Consider the following 20,379-nt stretch of genomic DNA (forward strand, 5'->3'; position numbering starts at 1 on the left):
AAGTAGCCGAACAGGCAATAGACCACTAAAGTGTCGCGGGATGGAGCAGCCCGGTAGCTCGTCAGGCTCATAACCTGAAGGTCGTAGGTTCAAATCCTACTCCCGCAACCACTTCGGTCGAACAGAGTCTCGAACAAGCCGCCTCAGGGCGGCTTTGTTCGTTCTGGGCCAGACCAATCATCGCTGAAAGTGTCCCTTCCAGTTCGATCTGAACGCCCTCGTTGGTGTGCTCGACCGTGACACGTTCGATAAGGCCCCGGATGATCTCCAAAGCCCCGGTGCGGATCGAAGGATCCAATAGCGCCTGCGCAAGATCGGCGACCTTGGAGCGATAGAGTTCCGACAGGTTAGGGTGAAGGCGCACAGGGGGCGGTGCGGGTTCGGAGAGTTTTGCGTCCAGATCTGCGATCTGCGCTTCGAGATCTTCAAGCCTGGCCTGAAGACCTGAGGTGCGAATGCCTTCTGCAATCGCGTCATAAAACCCATTCAGTTTGCGCGCAGCTTTGTCCCGCTCGGATTGCAGACGGGTCCGGGCTACCTCCGCTGTGCCTGCTTCTGCGTTGGCGGCTTCGCTGAAGGACTTGATAAAAGCGGCCACTGCGTCGGGCTGCATCAGACGCTGACGAAGCAAATCCAGAACGGCGTCTTCCAGGACATTGCGGCGAATGGATTGCTTATGGGAACAAGTACCGAGTTTGCGAGCGGCAGAGCAGGCGAGGTAGTCGCGCCCGACAGTGGCGAGTGGCCCTCCGCAGGTTCCGCAGAATGCAAGTCCTGTCAGAAGGTGCTTCTTGCGACGCTTCTCCCAAAACTTGGTTTCCTTGATGGCTTTGACGCGGGGATCAGCCTCGATCTCGCCTTGCCGCTGCTTGACCGCCTCCCAAAGTTCATCCCCGACGATCCGCAGTTCGGGGACTTCCGTGATGATCCATTTGGACGGATCGTTGAGACGGGAAACACGTCTGCCGGTCTCCGGGTCCTTGATGTAGCGCAGCCGGTTCCAAACAAGGCGGCCGATGTAGAGCTCATTGTTGAGAAGGCCCGTCCCACGCACTCTGTGCCCTCGAATGGCCGTGTCACGCCATAACTTGCCACGGGGACCGGGAATACCTTCGGCGTTCAGGCGGCGCCCGATGGATTTGGGAGAATGCCCTTCGGAGAACTCTTGAAGCACCCGCCGGACAATCTCAGCTTCTGCTGCATTGATCATTCGTTCTCCCGTGACGGGTTGGCCGTCGGCCCCAAGACGCCGGACGACGTCGTAACCGTAGCTGTTGCCGCCGCCGGAACGGCCAAGCTCGACCCGTCCGCGCAGACCACGTCGAGTTTTGTCGGCCAGATCTTTGAGGAACAGTTGGTTCATGGTCCCCTTGAGACCCACATGCAACTCACTGATCTCGCCTTCGGTCAGAGTCATGATGCCGACCCCTGCAAAGCTCAGGCGTTTGAAAATCGCAGCGATGTCTGCCTGGTCCCGGCTCAACCGATCCAGCGCCTCTGCCAAGATCAGATCAACCCGTCCTTCCTGAGTTGCATTGAAGAGTGCTTGCAGCCCGGGACGCAACATGGACGCACCAGAGACCGCCCGATCAGAATAGGCGTCGACAACAGTCCAGCCTTCCCGCTCTGCACGTTCCCGGCACAAACGCATCTGGTCATCGATGGATGCGTCTCTCTGCATCTGGCTGGAGAAGCGGGCATAGATTGCAACTCGGGTCATCGTCTGGCCTTTCTCTTTAGGTCGATCAAAGCCGCGTAGTCGCGGCCCGCTTCAATGGTTTGGGCGTGGATGTAGTGGTGCTCGGCGGTTCCGAAGCTCGTATGCGCAAGAATTGGTCGAATTAGCTTGGCGTGTTCCGGAGAAGAGCGGGCCAAGGTTGTCGCGGCAGCATCCCGGAAGAAATGCGGTGGGATGCGGCGACCCGTCAGCTTCAGGGTCTGCTCCGCGATCCGGGGGCTCAGCGCATCTTGCTTTAATGGTGCGCCTGTCCTGCCGACCCACAAGACATCGTGTTGTTGTTGGCCACGCTCCATTAAAAAGGGACGGGCTTCGTTGACATAGCGACGCAAGAGCGGCTCAACGCTCTGGGGAACATCAGCCTCCCATGGCTGCCCTGATTTGGTCAGATCCCCCGGGAGCGCGACGGTCATGGTGTCTGCTGTGACATGCAAGGATATGCCAATTTGAAGGCCTGCGAAGGCGCGTCGCCGCATCGGCATCAAAGCCAGCATGGCTATCATGGTGCCATCCCGCAGGCACATCATACGGCGCAGCGGTGTTGGCGCCGCTTCTGCATGACCCGTCGCCAGAATCAGACCTACACGGAATAGAACCTCGCTGGACAACACACGCCCAAGTTTGCGATCCCGATCACCTCGACCCGCGGCGCGCTTCAATCCCGCTTTCAACTTCCGCTGAGCGGACCAGTCCTGCGTAGGGTCAGCCGCGGAGAGGATACGCAAAACGCCGTCAATGAACATCAACTGGGTCATTGGCCGGGTGTGTGAGAGGTCCCGAAGCCAAGCGGACATGCGCGGCAGAGTCGCGCGTCGAGCCGGAGGCAGTGTGATCGCCTTCGCATCGCATGTAATCAGCCATTGCAGCCATCGGGCATAGCGCAACTCCAAAGTCTTCAACGAGGTCGCGCGTAGATGTGAGAGCGCGCCGCAATCGTCAAGCGGTCCACCTCCCGCCTGAAGGTTGAGCCACATCTCCCGGTCTTGCGCGGGCCATTCGTCGAGCGGCAGAACAAGGCTCATCATCGACGCCCTTTCTTAGATTCTATCAGGTCGGCAAAGGCACGTGTTGCCGACCGTGCCTCAAGACCGGAATACATGTTGATGGTGTGGCTGACCTCCGAATGCCCGAGCAACCGGCGCGCAACCTCGTAGCCGCCGGGATTAGCGTCGAGCCAGTTCATCACCGCGAAATGTCGAAACAGGTGGGCGTTCATCTCCAACCCCGTCTCTTTCCGGATCCGTTTGGAGATGCGCGCAGCCAGAACGCCGGGATCAACCGAATGCTGACCATCCCTGCGGGGAAACAGCCAAGGCGTTCCAGCGGGGCAGAGTTCCGGACAGCGAGATTTGAGATGAACGTCGATCATGCGCAATACATCACGCGGGATCTCGAACTCGACAGGTCGCTCATTTTTTGTCTCGCCGTCTTCCAGAACCAGGTAGGCTCGGCCATCACCGGGACGGTGCAGGTGGCGTTCCAGGTGGATGTCAGCCAGGTTCTTCACGCGAACCGGGCAGACCAGCAAGATGGCGATGGCGAGCGCATCTTCGCGTGCCAGAGCCCAGCCATACGGCTTGGACGTGCCGCGTGGTCGCGCGAAAATCCGTTCAGGCAGGAGCAGCAGGCGCTGCTGATGCCGGTCCTCCTGCAACACCCGCAGCCGGCTTCGGTTTTTTTGGGTCATGCCAATCTGAGGCTTGACGGCCAGGCGCGCGGCAAGCCCGGCCAATGCATCGCGGGCGTCATCGGGTGCATTGAGTATCCGGGCCAGGTTGCGGAGCAACGCGGCTATCTCACTGATCATCTTTGTGGCCTGGTTGTTGGTGCGCGATAACATCTGGCGCAAACCCCGTTCAGCCATCACCGGATTGATCAGGACGTCCAATCCGCCAATCTCCGCGATCGGGATACCAGAGTGAACGAGTTCGGAGGCAAACCGAACCAACTGTCTTTGGTATTGGGACAGGGTCGCGGATCGGAGTGCTCTGTTCTGACCGTCATCTGCCAAGGGGTCTGGATTGGACAGACGATGCATCAGCTTTGCAAGAGCAGTTTGGAATGGCGCCGGAAAATCAGTCGCTGGAAAGGTGATGACCTTCCGACGCGTTTCCAGAGGCAGGATGGCCTTGGGCCATGCAGAAATACGTCGGACCGCCAGGTTCCAGCCGTTGACCGCAGCCCGATATGCGACATCCGGTGATTTGCTGATCTCATTATGCGCAAGGGCTTCTCGATAGGCCGCGGCATGGTCTGAACATACGTTGGCAGGCTCAACGCCCTGCCGGTTTAGAAAGTGCACGAAGCGGCAGAGCGCGGGTTGCAATGTCTTGTCACCGGACGCCAGTACATTCGCCCAGAGCGCTTTCCAGGCAGGACGCAGATCTTCGATCCGGTTGAAGCGCCGTTCCACCAGCCCGAAGTGAGAGAGCGCAGCCCGCGCATCACTGACCGCGTTTTGCCAACTCTTTGGTGTGAGACCGAGTGTGGCTGGGGCGATTTTGGCCAAACGAGGTTGCAACCAGCGGCTATCGCAGGGCACATCCTCTGGCGGCAGCCCAAGGGCTTTGGCCACACGGCGCAGGCCGGAGATCAAGTCGCGGCGGCGCGCGTCAGAAAGAGAGGTGTCGGAGTGCAGCTGTTCGATAAGGTCGGCAAACATCGGTGTGTCGGCTTTGACGAAGGCCAATGTCAATGGAACGGGTCTCTGCTTAGTCATCGGGTTTGCGTTCCTTTGGACATGTCAGGTCTCGGGTGGACGGGTGTGGACAGGGGGTCCGATTCGGGAAAAGCGTAGCACAGAAAGTTAGAAACTTACGGGGATGCCCTCTTCCCGAAATGCGCTTAACACATTGACATTAATAGACATTAATGGTCGCGATTACCTACCAGCACTGTGCCTGCCGGTAGGCGGCATGAGCTGCCGGATCAATGCGGATGAGGCGTCCGCCAGGGCCCACCCGAATAACCTCAAGCAGGCCAGCCGCAATCGCACGGCGCACCGTCTTCTCCGAGCAATTGTCCAGTTCAGCGACGTCTTTCACCGACAGAAGTTTGCGGATTTGTTTATTCTTTGCTTTGATCTGTGGCATCCTGATGCGCCTCCTTTTGGTCAGAGGCGTTCCGGCCCAGTTCCCGTACTGTCTGGGCAGCCAACAATCGGACCAACTGGTCAATCGCTGTCTCAACCTGCCGGTGCGCGTGGTTGTCTGAAGGGGGTATGGCAGGAACGCGTGTCATGACATGACCATGACAACGCAGGCTTGCTCATTCTAAGTGTATTGATTGCTTGTTTCCGGCGGGGCCCAACGCTCTTTCTCTTCGCGCTCAAGCCTGTCGCGAAAATCGTCAATATCCACGCGGATCGTCTCACCGCTCAGGATTTGCCCCGGCTCGGTGATCATCTTCACGACGGACTGGATGAAGGTAATCAGTGGCCCTTGCCGTTGTCCTCCCGGGCGGCCGTCTGAGTATGTCGTGTAGGTCAGGGGGCGACCGGCATCTTTCCAGATATAGCAGCAGCTCTCGACGATGTACTGACGGCGTTTGTCGCGTGAGAACCGCTTGTCACGCGGCGACATCTCCGCAGCCGCACCGGGTGTCTCGAAGATGTGTCGAATGTCATCGTTGATGTCCTGAGTAAACGTTGTCGCAGTCTCAAGTTTGTCGAGCATTTGGGGAAGAAGTTCTGCATCATTCGGTGTCGACGCGAAATAGGTCGAAAGCGTGCCCAATGCGTTCCGGAGCTCTTGTGCAGTAATTGTGCCCCGTTTGGCTTCCCGCAGGAGTGTCTTGAGGTGCTTTTGACCTCGTTCAATCGCTTGCGAGCGCCGGACCTCGGTCAGGTTGATTGCGATGTCTTCATCGTTGTTGAGGCAATTCCCAAGAAGCACAGAGAGCTCGCGTACGAGCTTAGTTGGCAGGTCAAACCGTTCAGCCAAGCTCTCGATCATGTCATCAGAGAGAGCACCGCGTTCGCCATAACTGCCGAGCTTCCATGACATCGAGCATTTGATCCCATCCATGTGCGGATAAATGGAGTAGTCACCCTCGGTATCTGCAACGTCATGGTTGCCACTCTGACCGCTGTTCGAATTGGCGCTCATTATATTCTCCGTTTGGAACACTTCAGGGTCAGGCGACTCGTTCAACAGCGGTTGCGCACAACGTCAACGCTGTTTGCTGAGAAAGCGTGCTGATTAAGACGAGTCGACTTTGTCAAAAATTACATACAAATATGAGAACGGAAAGCGAACAATTTGGCTTCGGATTCAGTATCGAACCGCTGGCCCGAACCGCCTGCGCTATTTGGGGGCTGCGGCGCTTCGGGCCAGCTACTAATTGTGGAGAGGGTGACCGTGTGAAACCCAACGAGTAAAAAAACCAGATCAATACACTTAGTTAGCACGAACACAAAATCGGACGTTCCGGGCCGGGATGGGTCTTCCCCGTCTCCGTTGCGCCCGGTTTATTCTTGCTGCTTCCCCTGGTGAACGATCAAAAAAAGCGGTGACCACGGTACGTTCACCAACCGGCCTCCAAAGGTGAACTATGGTTCGGGGACTACCCCAACCCGCACCGATGCGGCTCCTTCTGGCCCGGTGCAGAAACGCGACAACGGAACCCACCGGCCGATGGTTGTCATTCGACACCAGACGGATCGGGGACCGCCGAGACCGTGCGCGGTCAGAGCGGGGCAGGTGAGAAGCCTGTGGGGAAGCGGCTGGCCACCGACAAAAGGCATCGCGTGGATACGAACCTGAAAGCGAAGGGCCTTCTCCCGCATGACGGGGGGAAGGAGCGGGGGCCGGGTATTGTCTGATGGCAAGTCGGGATGTTTGTGGGCTGTGACCAGCCTTTGATGCGCGGCGCAGAGAACGGCAACTCCGAGCCCACTTTGACCGATGCTGCTCTATGCCCCAATGACAGCAATGCGCAGAAAGCGGCCTTTGCAAAGTCTAACGAACGGCCCAAAGCGTGGTAGGCCTGTTGCGTTGAGAACCGCTGAAATCAACCCAAAGCGGACGACGAAAAGATGGCCAATCGGCAAAGGTTTTTTGCGTTTTCCTAACAGCGGCTACTCAATTGCCTTGCGAAATGTCTCGGTCAGCCGTTTGTTCAATCCGTGATGAGGTTCGGCTGAAGAACCGTAGTGCAACTCCGCCAAGGCAGCGATGTCATTGAAAATGACTACGGAGCCGCCCTCTTCATTCGCATAAACCAATAGTTTTTGGCAAAAGGCATCCAAACCAATTGTCGGAAAGTCCGCCATAGCCACACCACCGGGCGCTGGTCCGCCGAACAGTAAGAGAACAGCATCCGGCAGCTCCGTCCCCAGTTGGGACGCTTCGGCCGCAAAATCGATTTCTCCAAACCAGACAGTATCGTCCTGCCCCATCACGGCTGTCCTGAGACGTTCGACTGCCTCTGGTACGCTGAGCTGAGATCGCAGCTCGATGATCCCGTAGTCGGCAAACAACCCGTTGGTCGGCGCTGGTGTTGCTTCCAAGTCGTTTAGAACTTCGAGCATCTTACTCTGAAACGCACGCAACGAAGAAGCGTCCGTGAGTCCATGCCGGACTTTGAGAAATTGCGAGTCTGTGTAAGAGATCTGTGGGCCACCATCCTGAGCGAAGGAAAGTACGCGAAAAGGAAGGTCCAGTCCTGCTCGCACGTTCCCTTTCAGAATGGGCGTGTTTATCTCTGGAACAGAGAAAATGAGTACGCGAGATGCTGGCATTTCTACGCCTTCGGCTTTGGCCAGGCGCGCGTGATCTATCGATGCGATTGGAGTAGCTCCCGCTTCGGCAACGGCAGTCTCAATCCCTAAGAAGTTTTCGTCCACCGCAGTCTGGGCAGATGAAGATTGTGCAAAAGCGGATGTCGAAACTGATAGAGTTGCAATCATCGAGAAAACAAAGCCAAACCTCACCATTTTACTACTTCCTATTTCACCGTACTTTTTTAAGAGAAACCGCCGCCAGAGCTGCAAAAGCTATCTCGGCTGCAAGATAAAAGAGAAGTATCCCGTTCGGAACTCCATCGATAAGGATGCTTAGTATGCGCCCAACGGCCAGTCCTGACATAAACAAAAAAAGAACCCACAGCGCGGGGCGTTGTAATTCTGGTTTTGAAGCGGCTGCCAACCAAAACAAAGCGTTTGCCAGATAAAGACCCATAATCGCTCGGAACACGTGGGTTTGGTTCGTCCCTTCCACTGGAAATCCCAGCAAAACTGGGATCGAACGGCCGGGCATCAGACCGTATGACAACGCAATTGGCACGAGGCCGACGGCCGCAAGCAGAAGGACTAATCTAGCACTCATGGAGGACTCCTTCTCGTAGAGGTTTCGCTTTTTGCGAAATTCCTAGTCGGTTATTTTGGGCATCCGATGATCCGAGCCGGATGCCCACGCTGCGGTGGGAAAGGCGTATTGGTTGACTCGCTTCCTCTACTGAGAGATGCCGCCTTCGGTTGATGTTTGTTCTTCAACATGGTCTTGATTGGCGACCGGCTTCCCGCGCGGAGGGAACTCCTCGAAAGTAGCGAGATGTGCCTGCACTAACCGGGCGGCTGGGCCGAATGCCCACATTTTCTCACCCATCCAGCGGACGTACATACCGCTTTCCTCCGCAGCTTTTTCGTAGGGATCGCGGCGGAGGTTGAAAAGCAAGGGGGCGACCAGTTCTTCCTTCGGGCCTGACCAGCCGTGGTTTTGAACGACAAAGTGCGCTTTCCAATCGTTGTAGCGTACTGCTTGGAGGTCCGTACCCTGATAGTAAATCAGCTCGCGGCGATTGCTCTCTTCATCCTCACCCGTCAGGTAAGATAGTTGATTGTAGCCATCGAGATGCACTTTATAGCCTTCATATCCCTCTAGGAGCTTTTCTCTTAGATCTGTCGGACCTCCAGCCGCAGCTACAAATGTTGGCATCCAGTCCATTCCGCTGAAGATGCCATTCAAGACTTGACCTTCTGGAATTTTGCCCGGCCAGCGAATAATCGCAGGAACTCTAAAGCCACCTTCCCAAGTAGTACCCTTTTCCCCATGAAACGGTGTCGTACCACCATCAGGCCACGTCAGTGTTTCCGGGCCATTGTCGGCGGTGAACATCACTATGGTATTATCGGCAACTCCTAGATCCTCAAGGTGGCTGAGAACGTTACCAACGTTGTTGTCCAACTCCTTCATGACAACATCCTGAAGTCCGCGCCCATTGCCCAACATAGCTTCGTATTCGGGGCTGAGGTGGGTCCAGACGTGTGCACGGGCTGGAGCCATCCAGACAAAAAACGGAGTGTCCGACTCTACTGCACGAGAAATGAAGTCCTTCGTGTAAGATGTCACTTCGTCATCCAAAGTCTTTTGGCGCTCAGGAGGCGCAGGCCCGTCATCAATAATGCGCTGCTTCCCGACTTTTCCAAATCGCGGGTCGACTGTTTCGTCTACTTCCTCTGTTGCAAATGAATGAATGATGTTGCGAGGCGCAAATTGCGCGTTGAATTCTGGGTCGTCTGGCCAATCCGGATCAGACGTATATTCCATAGCATTCAAGTGATACAGCCAGCCCCAATACTCGTCGAAACCTTTTGTAGTCGGTAGGAACTCATTGAGATCGCCTAGGTGGTTTTTTCCGAACTGCCCCGTCGTATACCCCAACTTTTTCAGGAACATCGGAAGCGTTGGGTCATCTGGGTTTAAACCTATCGGATCTCCCGGCAGTCCAACCGTGTGCATACCAGTCCGTATTGGCAATTGTCCGGTCATGAAAGCTGATCGACCGGCAGTACAACTTGGCTCGGCATAATAATCTGTGAGACGAGCACCCTCAGAGGAGAGGCGATCCAAGTTCGGCGTCTCGATGCTTTTGACACCTCCGTGGTAAACGCCGACGCTCGCCCAACCCACGTCATCTGCCATGATGACAAGAATGTTGGGCGGGGTATGTTCGTCGGCCCAAGCTCCAGTGAAAGCAAAGCAGACGGCACCCGTTACTGAGATAAGTTTTTTCATTAAGACCTCCCGACTTGGTACTTCTTACCAACCATAGGAAAAACATCGGCTTAGAGGAACGGTCTGATTTGTTAACTTTTTGGGCTCAGCACCTTGGTGCAAGAAATTTCTTCGACCAAAAAGCCCGCCAAGCCGGAATTGCAAAGTCCTGGGTTGAATGTCCGGTTTGGGCTGCCACCGGTCATTAATGTGAAAAGTAACGAAAGGCGACAACAAGCCCAATGCGGGCTTTGCCAACCTTTCAAATCAGCATCATCCCCGACCATTTCAGTTCGAGTTTCAATCCCTAGCGGGCAAGGCAACCTCGCCTTCCCAGTCAGAAATACGGTGCGGTAGCGCCAGGAGTTTTGACGCCACACGTGTTTTGGTCGTTCCACTTCCAGTCATCCCCGAATATTTGCCGGTGGAGGAAACAATCCGCCAGTTGTTGACGCCGAAGGCAACAACCTCCCATCTCATGGTGAACGTGTCCTCTTCTTCACCATAAACACAGACGCCACCGCCGCTGACACCGCTGGGTCCGCCGAAACCCGAGCCCACGCACCGGACAAAACCAGGATCGATTGGTCCCTCGTCAACGGTATAAGTCCCATAGTTGTCCTCTTTCCAGAACACGTCCTCGCCCGCGGAAATTTGCTCTTGGTTGACGACATAGAAGTTCGTTGCCGACACTTTCTCTGCAGCAGTCAGACAATGAGGCGCAAAGAGAACTGCGGGGATAAGCATTGAACGCAACATGTTGTTTCCTTCGACAGTGGGGCAAAACCAGCATGATAGAGACTACGAAATTTATTGCTAGGAAAGGAACGCATAGCCGGACCTGAAAAGTCAGCTTCGTCCCGCATCTCAGAGATTGCAAAGCTTAGTGATGAAGGTCCGCTTTGGGCTGATTGTGGTCCTTTAGAGCAAGAATGCGGATGGCTGCAAAGTCCGCACAGCAGACCTTGAGCGTTCTTCGCCAAATGTCCGCTATGCGGGACAATCGGACCGATGTACGAGCGGCAAGCCTGATCGTCCAGATCACCATCAGACGGTCAGCCCATCGCTGCAGCGCAGCTTGGTTTCACAAAAGCGGTCGTTCGAGCATCGCCGTAAGGGCCAGATCGGAAGCGGTCGTTCGCCGCGCGGCAGCTTGATGTCTCACAAGCGGACCTTGCCGACGTACAGCTTTCCGGCTTGAACGACTGGTATCTGCAGTTCGCGACTGTGGCTCGCGTCTCTGAAGGCGCGACTGGAGGCTGCTGCGGGTGCAAAAGAGAAAGCCGGACGAAAGAAGAAGCGGTCGTTCAAGCATCCAATTTCTGACCGAAAGACTCGGATGACCGGGTCGAGCCCAAAGCGGGCGTTCCTTTAATTCAATACCCTCCTTATTATCGCCCCCCAAAAAAGCACGCGCAGTTATCCGCCAGTATATACCCGCCTCACCCGATCGGTGTCGCGCCAGTTTCCATCCGATACAACTGTCCGTCCGATAGCAGCATCACCACCATCACTGACTCCTTGTCGCCGCTGGGAAATTCAATGAACTGGTGCGTGACGAGAATATCGTCGTTCTCATAGACGACGCGATAGTTCCGGCGTACCGGCCTTGGTCCGTCAGCGGACCAAATGTTTACCATTTCGGCCTTGTGCAGGTCTTTTCCAAGCTGATGGCGGACAAATGCGAAGTCGTCGTGAATCATGGCTTCAAATGCTTGCCTATCGCGAGCGTCAAAGGCGGCTTTCCATCTGGCGGAGAATTTCATGCACATCCTTTCGGCCGTAACCTCATCACCTTGCAACAGATATTGATGCTCCTTTTGGTGTTCCAACCATGATCTGCATCAAAACAGTGCTGGCACTCAGCGAGGGAGTATAGCTTTGCTGCGCACTTCGCGCCGGATGAAATCGATCAGCAGCCTCGTGCGCAAGGGTACAGCCGCGCTGGTAGAAAATACGATGTGCAGCGGGATGTTTGGCGGTTCCCACTCTGGCAGAACGCGCTCAAGCTGTCCGCTTGCCAGTTCTTTCGCCATCACCCACTCCGGCATCATTACGATCCCGGCACCGTTTCTCGCATATTCAACAAGCGTGTCGCCCTGATCGGCTGCAAACCCGCCTGCCACCACTACGTCTCGCTCCTTGCGCCCTTTAGTTAGACGCCATGTTTGTGTCGCGCGCATACGTGAGAATACGAGACATTTATGATTGGCCAAATCTTCGGGCTGATCCAGCCGTCCCGCTTGTTCCAGATACGAAGGCGCAGCTGCCAGGATCAGAGGGTTGGAGGATAGGCGTGATGCAACGAGTGCTGAGTCCTCCATGTGTCGTGCGCGAAAAGCAACATCAATACCCTCACCTATGATGTCGATGTGATCCTCGGTCAGAAACGAGGCGACGCGTATTTCGGGATATTCCCGACAAAACGCGACCAGAAGCGGGGTGATCACCAGGCGCGACAGAACAGGTGACATGGAAAGGCGCACTGTGCCAGCGGGTGTTCCTGCATCGGTTCGAATGCGGGAATCCGCCGCGTCAACGTCTTCAAGGATTTGGAGGCAGCTCTCGAAATAGGTCTCCCCCAAAGCAGTTAGAGTGATGCCGCGCTGGTTGCGCCGCAGCAGTTGTGTGCCGAGATGTTTCTCCAACGCTGCGACCCTTTTGCTGATGGTGCCCTGCGCCATACCTTCCAGCCTTGCAGCTTCTTGGAAGCTCTTAGTCTGGGCGACTCGCACAAAGGCGCTCATTGCAAAAAGCTGATCCAATTATAAAATTCCTTTTTAGAATTTTAGTTATTCTAATTGAGATATTGATTTAATTGCATGCGTTATGCAACTCCGGTGGCAGCAATACAGCCAGTCAACTGAAATCAGGATCCAAGCGCAGACCTGCCGGAACCCCTTTGGCAGGTGCCGGGAGAGCTTTGTTTTCGGCCTTTCCGGACAACAAAATAGAAAGGAACCGGAGTGACAAAACTATCTGAACGACTCTCGGATTTGTCGATTCTGATCGGTGACGTCGAGGCGCGAGCAGAAGCCTTTTTCGCCGAAACCGGTGACAGGCGCGAGCAGCGTATCAAGGCGCTCAAAGACACTCTTCGAAGGCATCGAAGCCAAATGGAGTCGCGCATTCAATCGACTGAAAGCGAGATCGCAGTGGCCTGGCAAGACCTAGCCGAACGTCTAACAAAGCGCTCCGAAATGGCGCGCGCGCAGTTGGTTTCAATCAAAACACGGGCCGATGCCCATCTCGCAGATCGTTGCACCGCGCAACTTGAGCAAAACGCAGCTCTGGCATTGGACTTCGCGTTGGTTGCGATGGAAGATGCCGAGCTCTCCGCCCTTGAAGCAGTAGATGCGCGTCTTTTGGCAGACGAACTTGCACGTTTGTCGGACCTGACAAAACAACGCTCCGATTGACCCGAACTCACCGACATGCTCAGTTCTAGGAGGCAATACGATGAATCTTCCCCACAAACTTGGGCTTACTACGGCCGTGTTCTTCGCCGGGGTCCAATCTACCCTTGCTATTGAACCCGATGGTCCGCACATGGCTCATTCTGAACGTAACGCTGCCGCTTGGGCTGCCGAAGACGAAGCCATTGACGCCAAGCTGGCTGAGCTGGAAGCTAAGTTCGGCAAGAAGCCCAACATCATATACATTCTAACCGACGATGTCGGCTGGGGCGAACTGGGTTGGCAAGGTGGTGGTAAGCACCGCGGAACACCCTCGGATGCTCTTGACCAGATGGCCTTTGAAGGAATGCGCTTCTGGTCGGGCTATGCTGAGCCCTCATGCACGCCCACACGGATTGCGATCAACACCGGTCGACACCCTGTGCGCACAGGCCTTTTGAGCGTGCTTTGGCCTGGCTCGGTGGAGGGGCTTTCTCCTGAAGAAGTCACCACTGCCGAGATTCTTTCGGAGGTAGGTTACAACACTGCCATGTGGGGCAAATGGCACCTCGGTGACCTGCCTGAACACGCGCCTGAGAATCAAGGTTATGACTATGCCTACTATGGCCTCTTCAACGGTGCTCCGGACTACTGGCAAGCCTCATACGAGGACCCGAACGGAACTTTCCCTTTTGCTGACTTCCCCGGCTACGATCAGTACGAGGAACTCACAGGGATCGACCTGTCCATCGGTGGCTATGTCGGTCGCAAGGGTGAGGGACGAACTCCTATCGAAGGCGTTGCAGGTGACCTTTCCCCCGAGCGTCAAGAAGCCTTTGAAAACGAGTCCATCGCTCAGATCACCCAATTCGTAAAAGATCACGCCAACGACGAGAATCCCTTTTACATCTACTGGGCTTCCTACGCGCAGCAGATTGCGCCAAGCCAAGAGTTTGCAGACGTCGATCACGTGGACAAGAACAATCGCCAAGCGTCGTTCATGGCGATGCATAACCAGCATGTCGATCAGCTTTTGACGACGCTGAAGGCTGAGGGCATTGCCGAGAATACATTGGTTGTCTGGACCAGCGACAACGGGCCAATGTACGCCTTCTGGCCAACCGCCGGTTACACGCTTCTGCGTGGTGCCAAAGGGGACGTACTAGAAGGTGGTGTGCGCGTGCCAGTAATGGCCTGGTGGCCGGGTATGATCGAGCCAGGTCAGCATCCGACGGATATTGTGCACGTGACCGATTGGTTTACCACGGCTGCGCGTATCGGTGGTGCGATGGACCTGATACCCGACGACCGGATCACCGACGGTGTGGATCAGACTTCACTTCTTCTGAACGGTGAAGGCCACGGACGTCGCCAGTTCATGGCTCACTACAGCGCCGACACGCTTGGAGCCTTCCGCTTCGAAGATCACAAGATCCACATCACCGAGGGGCATGGCGGTCTGCCTGGCATGGATTTCTACAATGTCATGCGCGATCCCGGCGAGAAGTATGGGGCGCTCTACCCAGGTCTATGGGTGGTGCAGCCAATGCAGCAGATCCTGCAACAGCACATGGGTCGTGTAGAGCAGTTCCCGCACCGCGCCCCAATGACCCCAGAAGAGGCCCGCCTCAGCGCCGAAGGTCATTGAAACAGGTTGGCGGGTCATCCCTGAGATGGCCCGCTTCGCTTCCATTCTTAGGACAAGACAATGAAAACCACTTTGCTCAATACTGCCATCACCATTGCGCTTCTAAGCGTTGGTACGGCCGCCCAATCCGAGGCAATTCCCCTCAGCGGCCAGAGTGAAACAGAATGGCGTCACACCCTTTCGATCTACGCGTTTCTACCGGTTAAAACAAAGGGAGACTCAACGGTTGCAGGAACAACCGTTCCACTCGATCTCGATTTTGGCGATGCACTGGAACTCCTTGATTTCGCCGCAGCCGGTAGATTCGAAGCCTGGCGCGCCGATTGGGGTTTCATAATTGACGCCAACTATGTTTCGCTTGAAGCCGATGGCAGCTTGCCCACACCTGGAAGCGCCTCGTTCAGCGCTGATATTCGTCAAGAATGGCTGGGTTTATATGCAGCGTACAAGGCCGTTGACGCAATCAGGGGGAATGGGCAGCGCTACGCCATCGATCTACAGGCTGGCGCGCGCTACAACTCGTTGCGTCAGGAGATTACAGTAACATCTCCGGCACCAATCCCTGTGTTGGGCGGCGATGAAGGCTGGTGGGAACCGGTAATCGGTGCACGCGGCACTTGGGTGCTTAACGAGCGGTGGACTGCAATTGCATCCTTGGAGCTTGGCGGCTTTGGCGCAGGCGGCAACGACCTGCAAATCGGAGCCAATGTTGGTGTAGATTGGCGTCCGTGGGAGACAACTTCGCTGTTCTTTGGGTGGCGATATTTCAGCATGGACTACAGCGACACGCTGTCCACGGGGGCGTTCGAATATGACGTCGATCAGCACGGGCCGGTTCTTGGAGTCAAATTCAGGTTCTGATTTGGGTCTATACAGCCAGTTTTGTGATTTTGATTGGTAGATCTGACGCTCTTAGAGATTATCAAAATTCCGCCAAAGACAAAGTATTTGTATGGCGGCTTCGTCCCGCGACTCGGTCGTTCGGTGCGAGAGGCGTTCTCAGTTCCTGACAAAATTTCTCAGATGACCGGGTCGAGCCCGAAGCGGTCTCTCGGTGTCGGGGATCTCGGGCGTGGACCCGAGACCACTGCGGCAGACAGTTTCCGCGTGATTCACTGGCGCGTGCCGCAAAACCACTTAAACAATGGCTTTCCGCCACTCGTTTGGGTAGCTTCGGGTTCGAATAGGACGGGACATGGCGCGACGGCTGGCAGCAATATTGATAGCAGACGTGGTCGGCTATTCTCGTTTGATGAGCGAGGATGAAGAAGGCACTCTGGCGGCCTTGCAAGCGTATTGGAGTGAAGAATTCAACCCCGTTATCGCGGACCGTCGAGGCCGGATCGTAAAGATGATGGGTGACGGAGCGCTTGTCGAGTTTTCCAGTGTGGTCGATGCCGTCGATGCGGCACTGAAGATACAGCGTCGGATTGTCGAAGCCAAAAGTAGGATCAGATTGCGCATTGGTATCAATTTGGGTGACATCATCGGCGATGGTGATGACATCTTCGGTGACGGCGTGAACATTGCCGCCCGCTTGGAAGCGTTGGCTGAGCCCGATGGAATATGCATCTCCTCACTTGTTCATGACAGTGTCGGGAAACGGGTGGCAGACGGTTTCGTCGACGCGGGTGAGCACGATATAAAGGGGATTGAGCAACCGATCAGGGTCTTCCGTTGGCCTGCAAAAGGGCCGGTTCAGGCAAAGCAGGAAAAACCGTCTATCGCGATCCTTCCATTCGAAAACATGTCGAACGACCGGGAGGACGAATATTTTTCCGAGGGCGTCGCTGACGACATCGCCACCGATCTATCCAAGATTTCGGGGCTTGTCGTCATCGCTCGCAACGCGACCCGAGATTACAAGAAACGGCCTCACTCCGCTGGGGAAGCAGCCCGAGAGCTTGGGGTCCGGTACGTACTCGAGGGAAGTTTGCGCCGGGGCGGCGGCCGAGTTCGCGTCAACGCGACGCTGATCGATACGGAGAACTCCAACCAGCTGTGGGCCGACCGGTTCGATGGAGAACTGGCGGAAATCTTCGACTTTCAGGACCGTATCACCGAGAGCATTGTCTCGACGTTGGCGGTGACGCTTACTCGAGCGGAACAAGAACGGGCATTTCGAAAAGAAGTCAAAAGCCTTCAGGCGTACGATTATGTCCTGCAAGGCAACGCGTTTCATGCGCTTACGACCAAGGCTGACAATGCAAGAGCGCGCGAACTCTACGAGCGTGCAATCGAGCTCGACGCAGCATACGCTCCGGCATACGCGGGGCTCGCCTGGGCTTTGGTGCATGATGCATTTCGGTGGAGCCCAGATCCTGAAGCGACACTTGAGCTTGCTCTGAAGCATGCCAAGCAAGCCGTTAAGTTGGATACCGGGTTAGCCAAAGCCCATATGGTTCTTGGCGACGTCTATTGTTGGACGAGGCGAAACTCGTTGTCCGTGGTAGAGGGACAAAAAGCGGTAGAGTTGGAGCCCAGCAATGCTGATGCACATTTCGCGCTCGGGTACTACCTGCTTGCGTCCGGTGCCTCGGAAGACGCGGTCAAAGAGGCGCGGCTTGCCTTACAGTATAATCCGGTATTCGCCATGGGTTTCTACTACGAAGTGTTGGGGACGGCGCTCTATCTCACCCAGAGTTACGATGACGCTATCGCAGCACTTGAACAGGGACTGGCACGATATCCGGACCATGATGGTTTGCACCAGATACTGGCGGCAGCCTATGCAAAGCTGGATAACCTGGATGCTGCTCGAGTGCATGCCGAAGAGTATCTGAGGCTGCGGCCAGACGAGTCGCTGTCGAAGATTTCTGAAAGGCTTCCCTACAAAAACAAAGATGATCTAGAGCACCTGATTGAAGGCTTGCGTCGAGCTGGTGTGCCCGAATAACTTGGCTGGCCGGTTTGTTGTCTCAATGACTGCTTCGTCCGCGACTCAGTCATTCGCCTAGCCCATCGCGCTGCGCAGCGCGCCAACGGCCGGTTCGGTGAAGCTGCATTGCAGCGACGCGGCGACCGAGGAGAGATCGCAATCGGCTGCCTCTTTCACAAGCGATGTCCGCAAAGCGCGCATCGCGTCGGTTTCTGCGCGATTCAGCATAGTCTGCACCGGGCTCCGAGCAGCCGTTCGCCGCTCTTTGCATGAGTGACCGCTTCGCGGACGATGCTGCCGTTCGCTGCGTGGCGGCGCCAATCGTCTCGGTGGTTGTCAGCTTTGCGGACGAAGCTGGCATCGCCGACACTAGACGCATCATTCCTTTCCAGGCTGTGCCGTTGGCTGATGCCCTCGATGATTTTACTATGTCGGCGCGGAACAGCGGAGTAAGCTGCCGATCTTTATTGGGCATGAAAAGAGGTCGGTATGGAATATCGGATAGCTTCGGTTACCGAAGTAGACGACAAACCCGCATTCGAAGAACTTCTGACCGAGTATTACGCCGTCGTCTTTCATAAACTGGCCTTGGCAGGCGGGTCTGCGAGAAAAGAACCAAAAGATATGGCATCATCCGTTCTGGCAAATATTCAGACGTTCTTGCCGCCAACCGGCCGCCTCGTTCTGGCATATGGTGAACAAAACCGCCTTGTGGGGTGTGGCACGCTGCAACAGGCCCGACCAGATGCCGGAGAGCTAAAGCGTCTTTTTGTTCGACCGGAAGCAAGTGGAAACCGCCTTGGCCGAGCTTTGGTCGATGCACGGATGGAGGCCGCTCGGGAGATGGGTTGGCGCACCCTTTTGGTGAATACTGTAAAAGGCAATCAAGATATGCTCCGCATCTATGAGCGCATCGGCTTTAGATTCATCGAAAGATACCCGGAGTGTTCCGATCCCATCGAGCTAACTGACTACTTTGATTATATGCAATTCGACTTTTATTAAGTTCTGCTCTGCCCGCTTCGGGCTCTGAGCGGCCGCTACGGTCAATCATGAGAGACGTCCGGTATGAGATGGCGGACGACTGCGGCCGTCCGCCAAGGCCTCAGATGTCGATCTTCTCGGCGATGCTGAGCGCGTCATCGAGTTCGACGCCGAGGTATCGCACCGTGCTGTCCACCTTGGTGTGACCCAGCAGGAGCTGGACGGCGCGGAGATTGCCGGTCTTCCTGTAGATCAGTGCGGCCTTGGTCCGTCGCAGCGAATGCGTGCCGTAGCCGCTTGGATCCAGTCCGATTGCACACACCCAGTCATGAACAAGGCGCGCATACTGCCTTGTCGAGATGTGCGGTGAGCCGTGGAACCTGCTTGGGAACAGGTTGACCTGTCCAAGCATTTGGGACGATGTGACCCATGCGAGCACGCTTCTGCGTGTATTCTCGGACACCTCGAACTGAACTGGACGCCCGGTCTTGCTCTGGATGACCGACACGCGGTCCCGGACGTTTCCACCAGCGACGAGGTCCACGACCTTGAGTCGAACCAAGTCACACCCGCGGAGCTTGCTGTCTATGGCGAGATTGAACAATGCCAAGTCGCGCAGGTTATCCGCGAGCTCTAGCCGAGCGCGAATGGCCCAAACCTGCCTTGGCAGGAGCGGGCGTTTCTGGCCGATCAGCCGCCCCTTGTTCCACGGCGGACGTGATGGTCGGATTGCCGGTAGCTGTTTACTGGACATGATGGAGTCTCCGTCCAGCCCTCCCACACCAGGCATCGGCACCGTGCCAACGCGCGGATTTTACCTTAAGAGGACGAGTGTCCGCTTCGCGAACATCTGTTTCTTCAAGCCTAGCTGCGGTGCGTTGGTCTGCTCGGAGCCCAGAACAGTCGCTCCATAAGACATCAATCGGAGCCTGCAGCCGATGCGGTAAGAAGAGAATTAGAGGGCTGGAGCGGTTCCAGTTTTCTTTTCCAGTGACCGCAGTACAACAATCATGTAAGCGGAAAGACCGGCCGCGAAAAAACACCAAATCGATGTAAAAGCGTGGGACGCGAAGAAAAAGCCGACCAAGACTGAGATCAGGATAAGAAGTCCAAAAACTCTGATTTTAGGGTGAGAAGACAACAGCAGCGGGACACAGATGATCACGGCATATATCACCCGCGCCACCATTTTGCTCGTTTCATTAGTGAACATCTCCGGATTCAAATAACGGATCGAATTGTGAATGAGGTCAATCTGCAGAATGCTTGGATTCAACATGATAGGCAGGTACAAGAGCGACCCTCCAGCAATGCCCAAAACTGTAAAGGCGATGAAGAGGCGTTGCCGAAAACGGTACGGCTCGCAAGCAGCAGCTGAAAATGGCACCCAAGTTGGCCAAAACCAGTACGCAAAGAACAGAAAAACCATCGCCGCTGAGACACTTTCATAACCTTGGTGCTTTTCAATTCCTAGCCACACAAAACCTTCCGCAACCTGCTGCATTCCAAAGAAAAGTGGATAAGTCGCTAGCGGTAAGATACGTACACCGACCCGCCAAGCAAGCGGAATTGTGATCGCGCTACTTGCGATCAAGACGCCGCCTACAGCAAAACTGGCATTTGCAGAAAAACACATACTCTTACAACTTTAGCACGCTTTGTCTTGCACGTCTCGTAGCAGCAAATTGGCTCGACAAATCACCCTAAACTGTCCCATTGGCGCTGACGTCAGACATCTTCGT

At 55.6% G+C, this 20,379-nt stretch carries 19 protein-coding genes and 1 tRNA gene; 6 read left to right on the forward strand and 14 right to left on the reverse strand.

Going from position 1 to position 20,379, the window contains the following annotated elements; translation table 11 throughout:
- Positions 1-34: 34 nt before the first annotated feature.
- Positions 35-111, forward strand: a tRNA-Met gene (locus ACR0BK_RS16475).
- Here the strand turns inward: ACR0BK_RS16475 and ACR0BK_RS16480 are convergent.
- From ACR0BK_RS16480 to ACR0BK_RS16530, 11 genes are all read right to left on the reverse strand, one after another.
- The gene (locus ACR0BK_RS16480; RefSeq protein ID WP_480555556.1) at positions 68-1,720 is read right to left on the reverse strand and encodes a recombinase family protein; all 1,653 of its coding nucleotides are present in this window, start codon (positions 1,718-1,720) and stop codon (positions 68-70) included. The two genes, ACR0BK_RS16475 and ACR0BK_RS16480, sit on opposite strands and share 44 nt — an antisense overlap.
- Positions 1,717-2,760, reverse strand: coding sequence for a tyrosine-type recombinase/integrase (locus tag ACR0BK_RS16485; protein WP_480521523.1), 1,044 nt, complete (start codon positions 2,758-2,760; stop codon positions 1,717-1,719). Before ACR0BK_RS16485 ends, ACR0BK_RS16480 begins: the two co-directional genes overlap by 4 nt.
- Entirely contained in the window at positions 2,760-4,457 is a 1,698-nt protein-coding gene (locus ACR0BK_RS16490; protein WP_480521525.1) for a tyrosine-type recombinase/integrase, read from the reverse strand. The genes ACR0BK_RS16485 and ACR0BK_RS16490 overlap by 1 nt, the downstream gene beginning before the upstream one ends.
- A gap of 166 nt (positions 4,458-4,623) precedes the next feature.
- Positions 4,624-4,830 (reverse strand): helix-turn-helix domain-containing protein, encoded by a 207-nt coding sequence (locus ACR0BK_RS16495; protein WP_480442453.1) that lies wholly within the window; start codon positions 4,828-4,830, stop codon positions 4,624-4,626.
- Positions 4,831-5,010: 180 nt separating this feature from the next.
- Positions 5,011-5,844, reverse strand: a complete 834-nt coding sequence (locus tag ACR0BK_RS16500) for a hypothetical protein (protein WP_480555495.1) — start codon at positions 5,842-5,844, stop codon at positions 5,011-5,013.
- A gap of 971 nt (positions 5,845-6,815) precedes the next feature.
- On the reverse strand, positions 6,816-7,673 hold the full coding sequence (locus ACR0BK_RS16505) for a DUF302 domain-containing protein (RefSeq protein WP_480521425.1): 858 nt from the start codon (positions 7,671-7,673) through the stop codon (positions 6,816-6,818).
- Between the two features lie 16 nt (positions 7,674-7,689).
- The gene (locus ACR0BK_RS16510) at positions 7,690-8,064 is read right to left on the reverse strand and encodes a DUF4345 domain-containing protein (protein ID WP_480521427.1); all 375 of its coding nucleotides are present in this window, start codon (positions 8,062-8,064) and stop codon (positions 7,690-7,692) included.
- A gap of 126 nt (positions 8,065-8,190) precedes the next feature.
- Positions 8,191-9,753 (reverse strand): arylsulfatase, encoded by a 1,563-nt coding sequence (locus tag ACR0BK_RS16515; protein WP_480521429.1) that lies wholly within the window; start codon positions 9,751-9,753, stop codon positions 8,191-8,193.
- 279 nt (positions 9,754-10,032) lie between these two features.
- A complete protein-coding gene (locus tag ACR0BK_RS16520; RefSeq protein ID WP_480474019.1) occupies positions 10,033-10,491 on the reverse strand; it encodes a hypothetical protein in 459 nt (152 codons plus the stop codon).
- 683 nt (positions 10,492-11,174) lie between these two features.
- The gene (locus tag ACR0BK_RS16525; protein WP_480555496.1) at positions 11,175-11,498 is read right to left on the reverse strand and encodes a DUF4440 domain-containing protein; all 324 of its coding nucleotides are present in this window, start codon (positions 11,496-11,498) and stop codon (positions 11,175-11,177) included.
- 96 nt (positions 11,499-11,594) lie between these two features.
- Positions 11,595-12,497: a LysR family transcriptional regulator gene (locus ACR0BK_RS16530; RefSeq protein ID WP_480555498.1), complete on the reverse strand. Its 903-nt coding sequence runs from the start codon at positions 12,495-12,497 to the stop codon at positions 11,595-11,597.
- Between the two features lie 231 nt (positions 12,498-12,728).
- Between ACR0BK_RS16530 and ACR0BK_RS16535 the strand changes: the two genes are divergently transcribed.
- The 4 genes from ACR0BK_RS16535 to ACR0BK_RS16550 all read left to right on the forward strand — a co-directional run bounded on the left by ACR0BK_RS16535 (position 12,729) and on the right by ACR0BK_RS16550 (position 17,671).
- Complete coding sequence (locus tag ACR0BK_RS16535; protein ID WP_480555500.1) at positions 12,729-13,151, forward strand: hypothetical protein; 423 nt, start codon at positions 12,729-12,731, stop codon at positions 13,149-13,151.
- A gap of 40 nt (positions 13,152-13,191) precedes the next feature.
- Complete coding sequence (locus ACR0BK_RS16540; protein ID WP_480521047.1) at positions 13,192-14,775, forward strand: sulfatase-like hydrolase/transferase; 1,584 nt, start codon at positions 13,192-13,194, stop codon at positions 14,773-14,775.
- Between the two features lie 60 nt (positions 14,776-14,835).
- The gene (locus tag ACR0BK_RS16545) at positions 14,836-15,636 is read left to right on the forward strand and encodes an outer membrane protein (protein WP_480521049.1); all 801 of its coding nucleotides are present in this window, start codon (positions 14,836-14,838) and stop codon (positions 15,634-15,636) included.
- A 334-nt stretch (positions 15,637-15,970) separates the two neighbouring features.
- On the forward strand, positions 15,971-17,671 hold the full coding sequence (locus ACR0BK_RS16550) for a tetratricopeptide repeat protein (protein WP_170442127.1): 1,701 nt from the start codon (positions 15,971-15,973) through the stop codon (positions 17,669-17,671).
- Positions 17,672-17,728: 57 nt separating this feature from the next.
- On the opposite strand, the gene ACR0BK_RS16555 is transcribed toward ACR0BK_RS16550, so the two are convergent.
- Positions 17,729-17,881, reverse strand: a complete 153-nt coding sequence (locus ACR0BK_RS16555; RefSeq protein WP_480555502.1) for a hypothetical protein — start codon at positions 17,879-17,881, stop codon at positions 17,729-17,731.
- Between the two features lie 261 nt (positions 17,882-18,142).
- On the opposite strand from ACR0BK_RS16555, the gene ACR0BK_RS16560 reads away from it, so the two are divergent.
- Positions 18,143-18,658 carry a GNAT family N-acetyltransferase gene (locus tag ACR0BK_RS16560; protein WP_480473656.1) on the forward strand — a complete coding sequence of 172 codons (516 nt, stop codon included), beginning with the start codon at positions 18,143-18,145 and terminating at the stop codon, positions 18,656-18,658.
- 100 nt (positions 18,659-18,758) lie between these two features.
- On the opposite strand, the gene ACR0BK_RS16565 is transcribed toward ACR0BK_RS16560, so the two are convergent.
- A complete protein-coding gene (locus ACR0BK_RS16565; protein WP_480521566.1) occupies positions 18,759-19,391 on the reverse strand; it encodes a tyrosine-type recombinase/integrase in 633 nt (210 codons plus the stop codon).
- A gap of 201 nt (positions 19,392-19,592) precedes the next feature.
- Entirely contained in the window at positions 19,593-20,273 is a 681-nt protein-coding gene (locus tag ACR0BK_RS16570) for a DUF6629 family protein (RefSeq protein WP_480521568.1), read from the reverse strand.
- Between the last annotated feature and the right edge of the window lie 106 nt (positions 20,274-20,379).

The organism is Ruegeria sp. AF1 (assembly GCF_056542125.1).

Excerpts from the sequence above, each read along its gene's own strand:
- ACR0BK_RS16515 (WP_480521429.1), bottom strand. The coding sequence starts at position 9,753 with ATGAAAAAACTTATCTCAGTAACGGGTGCCGTCTGCTTTGCTTTCACT.
- ACR0BK_RS16540 (WP_480521047.1), top strand. The coding sequence starts at position 13,192 with ATGAATCTTCCCCACAAACTTGGGCTTACTACGGCCGTGTTCTTCGCC.
- ACR0BK_RS16480 (WP_480555556.1), bottom strand. The coding sequence starts at position 1,720 with ATGACCCGAGTTGCAATCTATGCCCGCTTCTCCAGCCAGATGCAGAGA.
- ACR0BK_RS16495 (WP_480442453.1), bottom strand. The coding sequence starts at position 4,830 with ATGCCACAGATCAAAGCAAAGAATAAACAAATCCGCAAACTTCTGTCG.
- ACR0BK_RS16545 (WP_480521049.1), top strand. The coding sequence starts at position 14,836 with ATGAAAACCACTTTGCTCAATACTGCCATCACCATTGCGCTTCTAAGC.
- ACR0BK_RS16485 (WP_480521523.1), bottom strand. The coding sequence starts at position 2,760 with ATGAGCCTTGTTCTGCCGCTCGACGAATGGCCCGCGCAAGACCGGGAG.
- ACR0BK_RS16570 (WP_480521568.1), bottom strand. The coding sequence starts at position 20,273 with ATGTGTTTTTCTGCAAATGCCAGTTTTGCTGTAGGCGGCGTCTTGATC.
- ACR0BK_RS16565 (WP_480521566.1), bottom strand. The coding sequence starts at position 19,391 with ATGTCCAGTAAACAGCTACCGGCAATCCGACCATCACGTCCGCCGTGG.
- ACR0BK_RS16525 (WP_480555496.1), bottom strand. The coding sequence starts at position 11,498 with ATGAAATTCTCCGCCAGATGGAAAGCCGCCTTTGACGCTCGCGATAGG.
- ACR0BK_RS16560 (WP_480473656.1), top strand. The coding sequence starts at position 18,143 with ATGGAATATCGGATAGCTTCGGTTACCGAAGTAGACGACAAACCCGCA.
- ACR0BK_RS16505 (WP_480521425.1), bottom strand. The coding sequence starts at position 7,673 with ATGGTGAGGTTTGGCTTTGTTTTCTCGATGATTGCAACTCTATCAGTT.
- ACR0BK_RS16500 (WP_480555495.1), bottom strand. The coding sequence starts at position 5,844 with ATGAGCGCCAATTCGAACAGCGGTCAGAGTGGCAACCATGACGTTGCA.
- ACR0BK_RS16510 (WP_480521427.1), bottom strand. The coding sequence starts at position 8,064 with ATGAGTGCTAGATTAGTCCTTCTGCTTGCGGCCGTCGGCCTCGTGCCA.
- ACR0BK_RS16550 (WP_170442127.1), top strand. The coding sequence starts at position 15,971 with ATGGCGCGACGGCTGGCAGCAATATTGATAGCAGACGTGGTCGGCTAT.
- ACR0BK_RS16520 (WP_480474019.1), bottom strand. The coding sequence starts at position 10,491 with ATGTTGCGTTCAATGCTTATCCCCGCAGTTCTCTTTGCGCCTCATTGT.
- ACR0BK_RS16490 (WP_480521525.1), bottom strand. The coding sequence starts at position 4,457 with ATGACTAAGCAGAGACCCGTTCCATTGACATTGGCCTTCGTCAAAGCC.
- ACR0BK_RS16555 (WP_480555502.1), bottom strand. The coding sequence starts at position 17,881 with ATGCTGAATCGCGCAGAAACCGACGCGATGCGCGCTTTGCGGACATCG.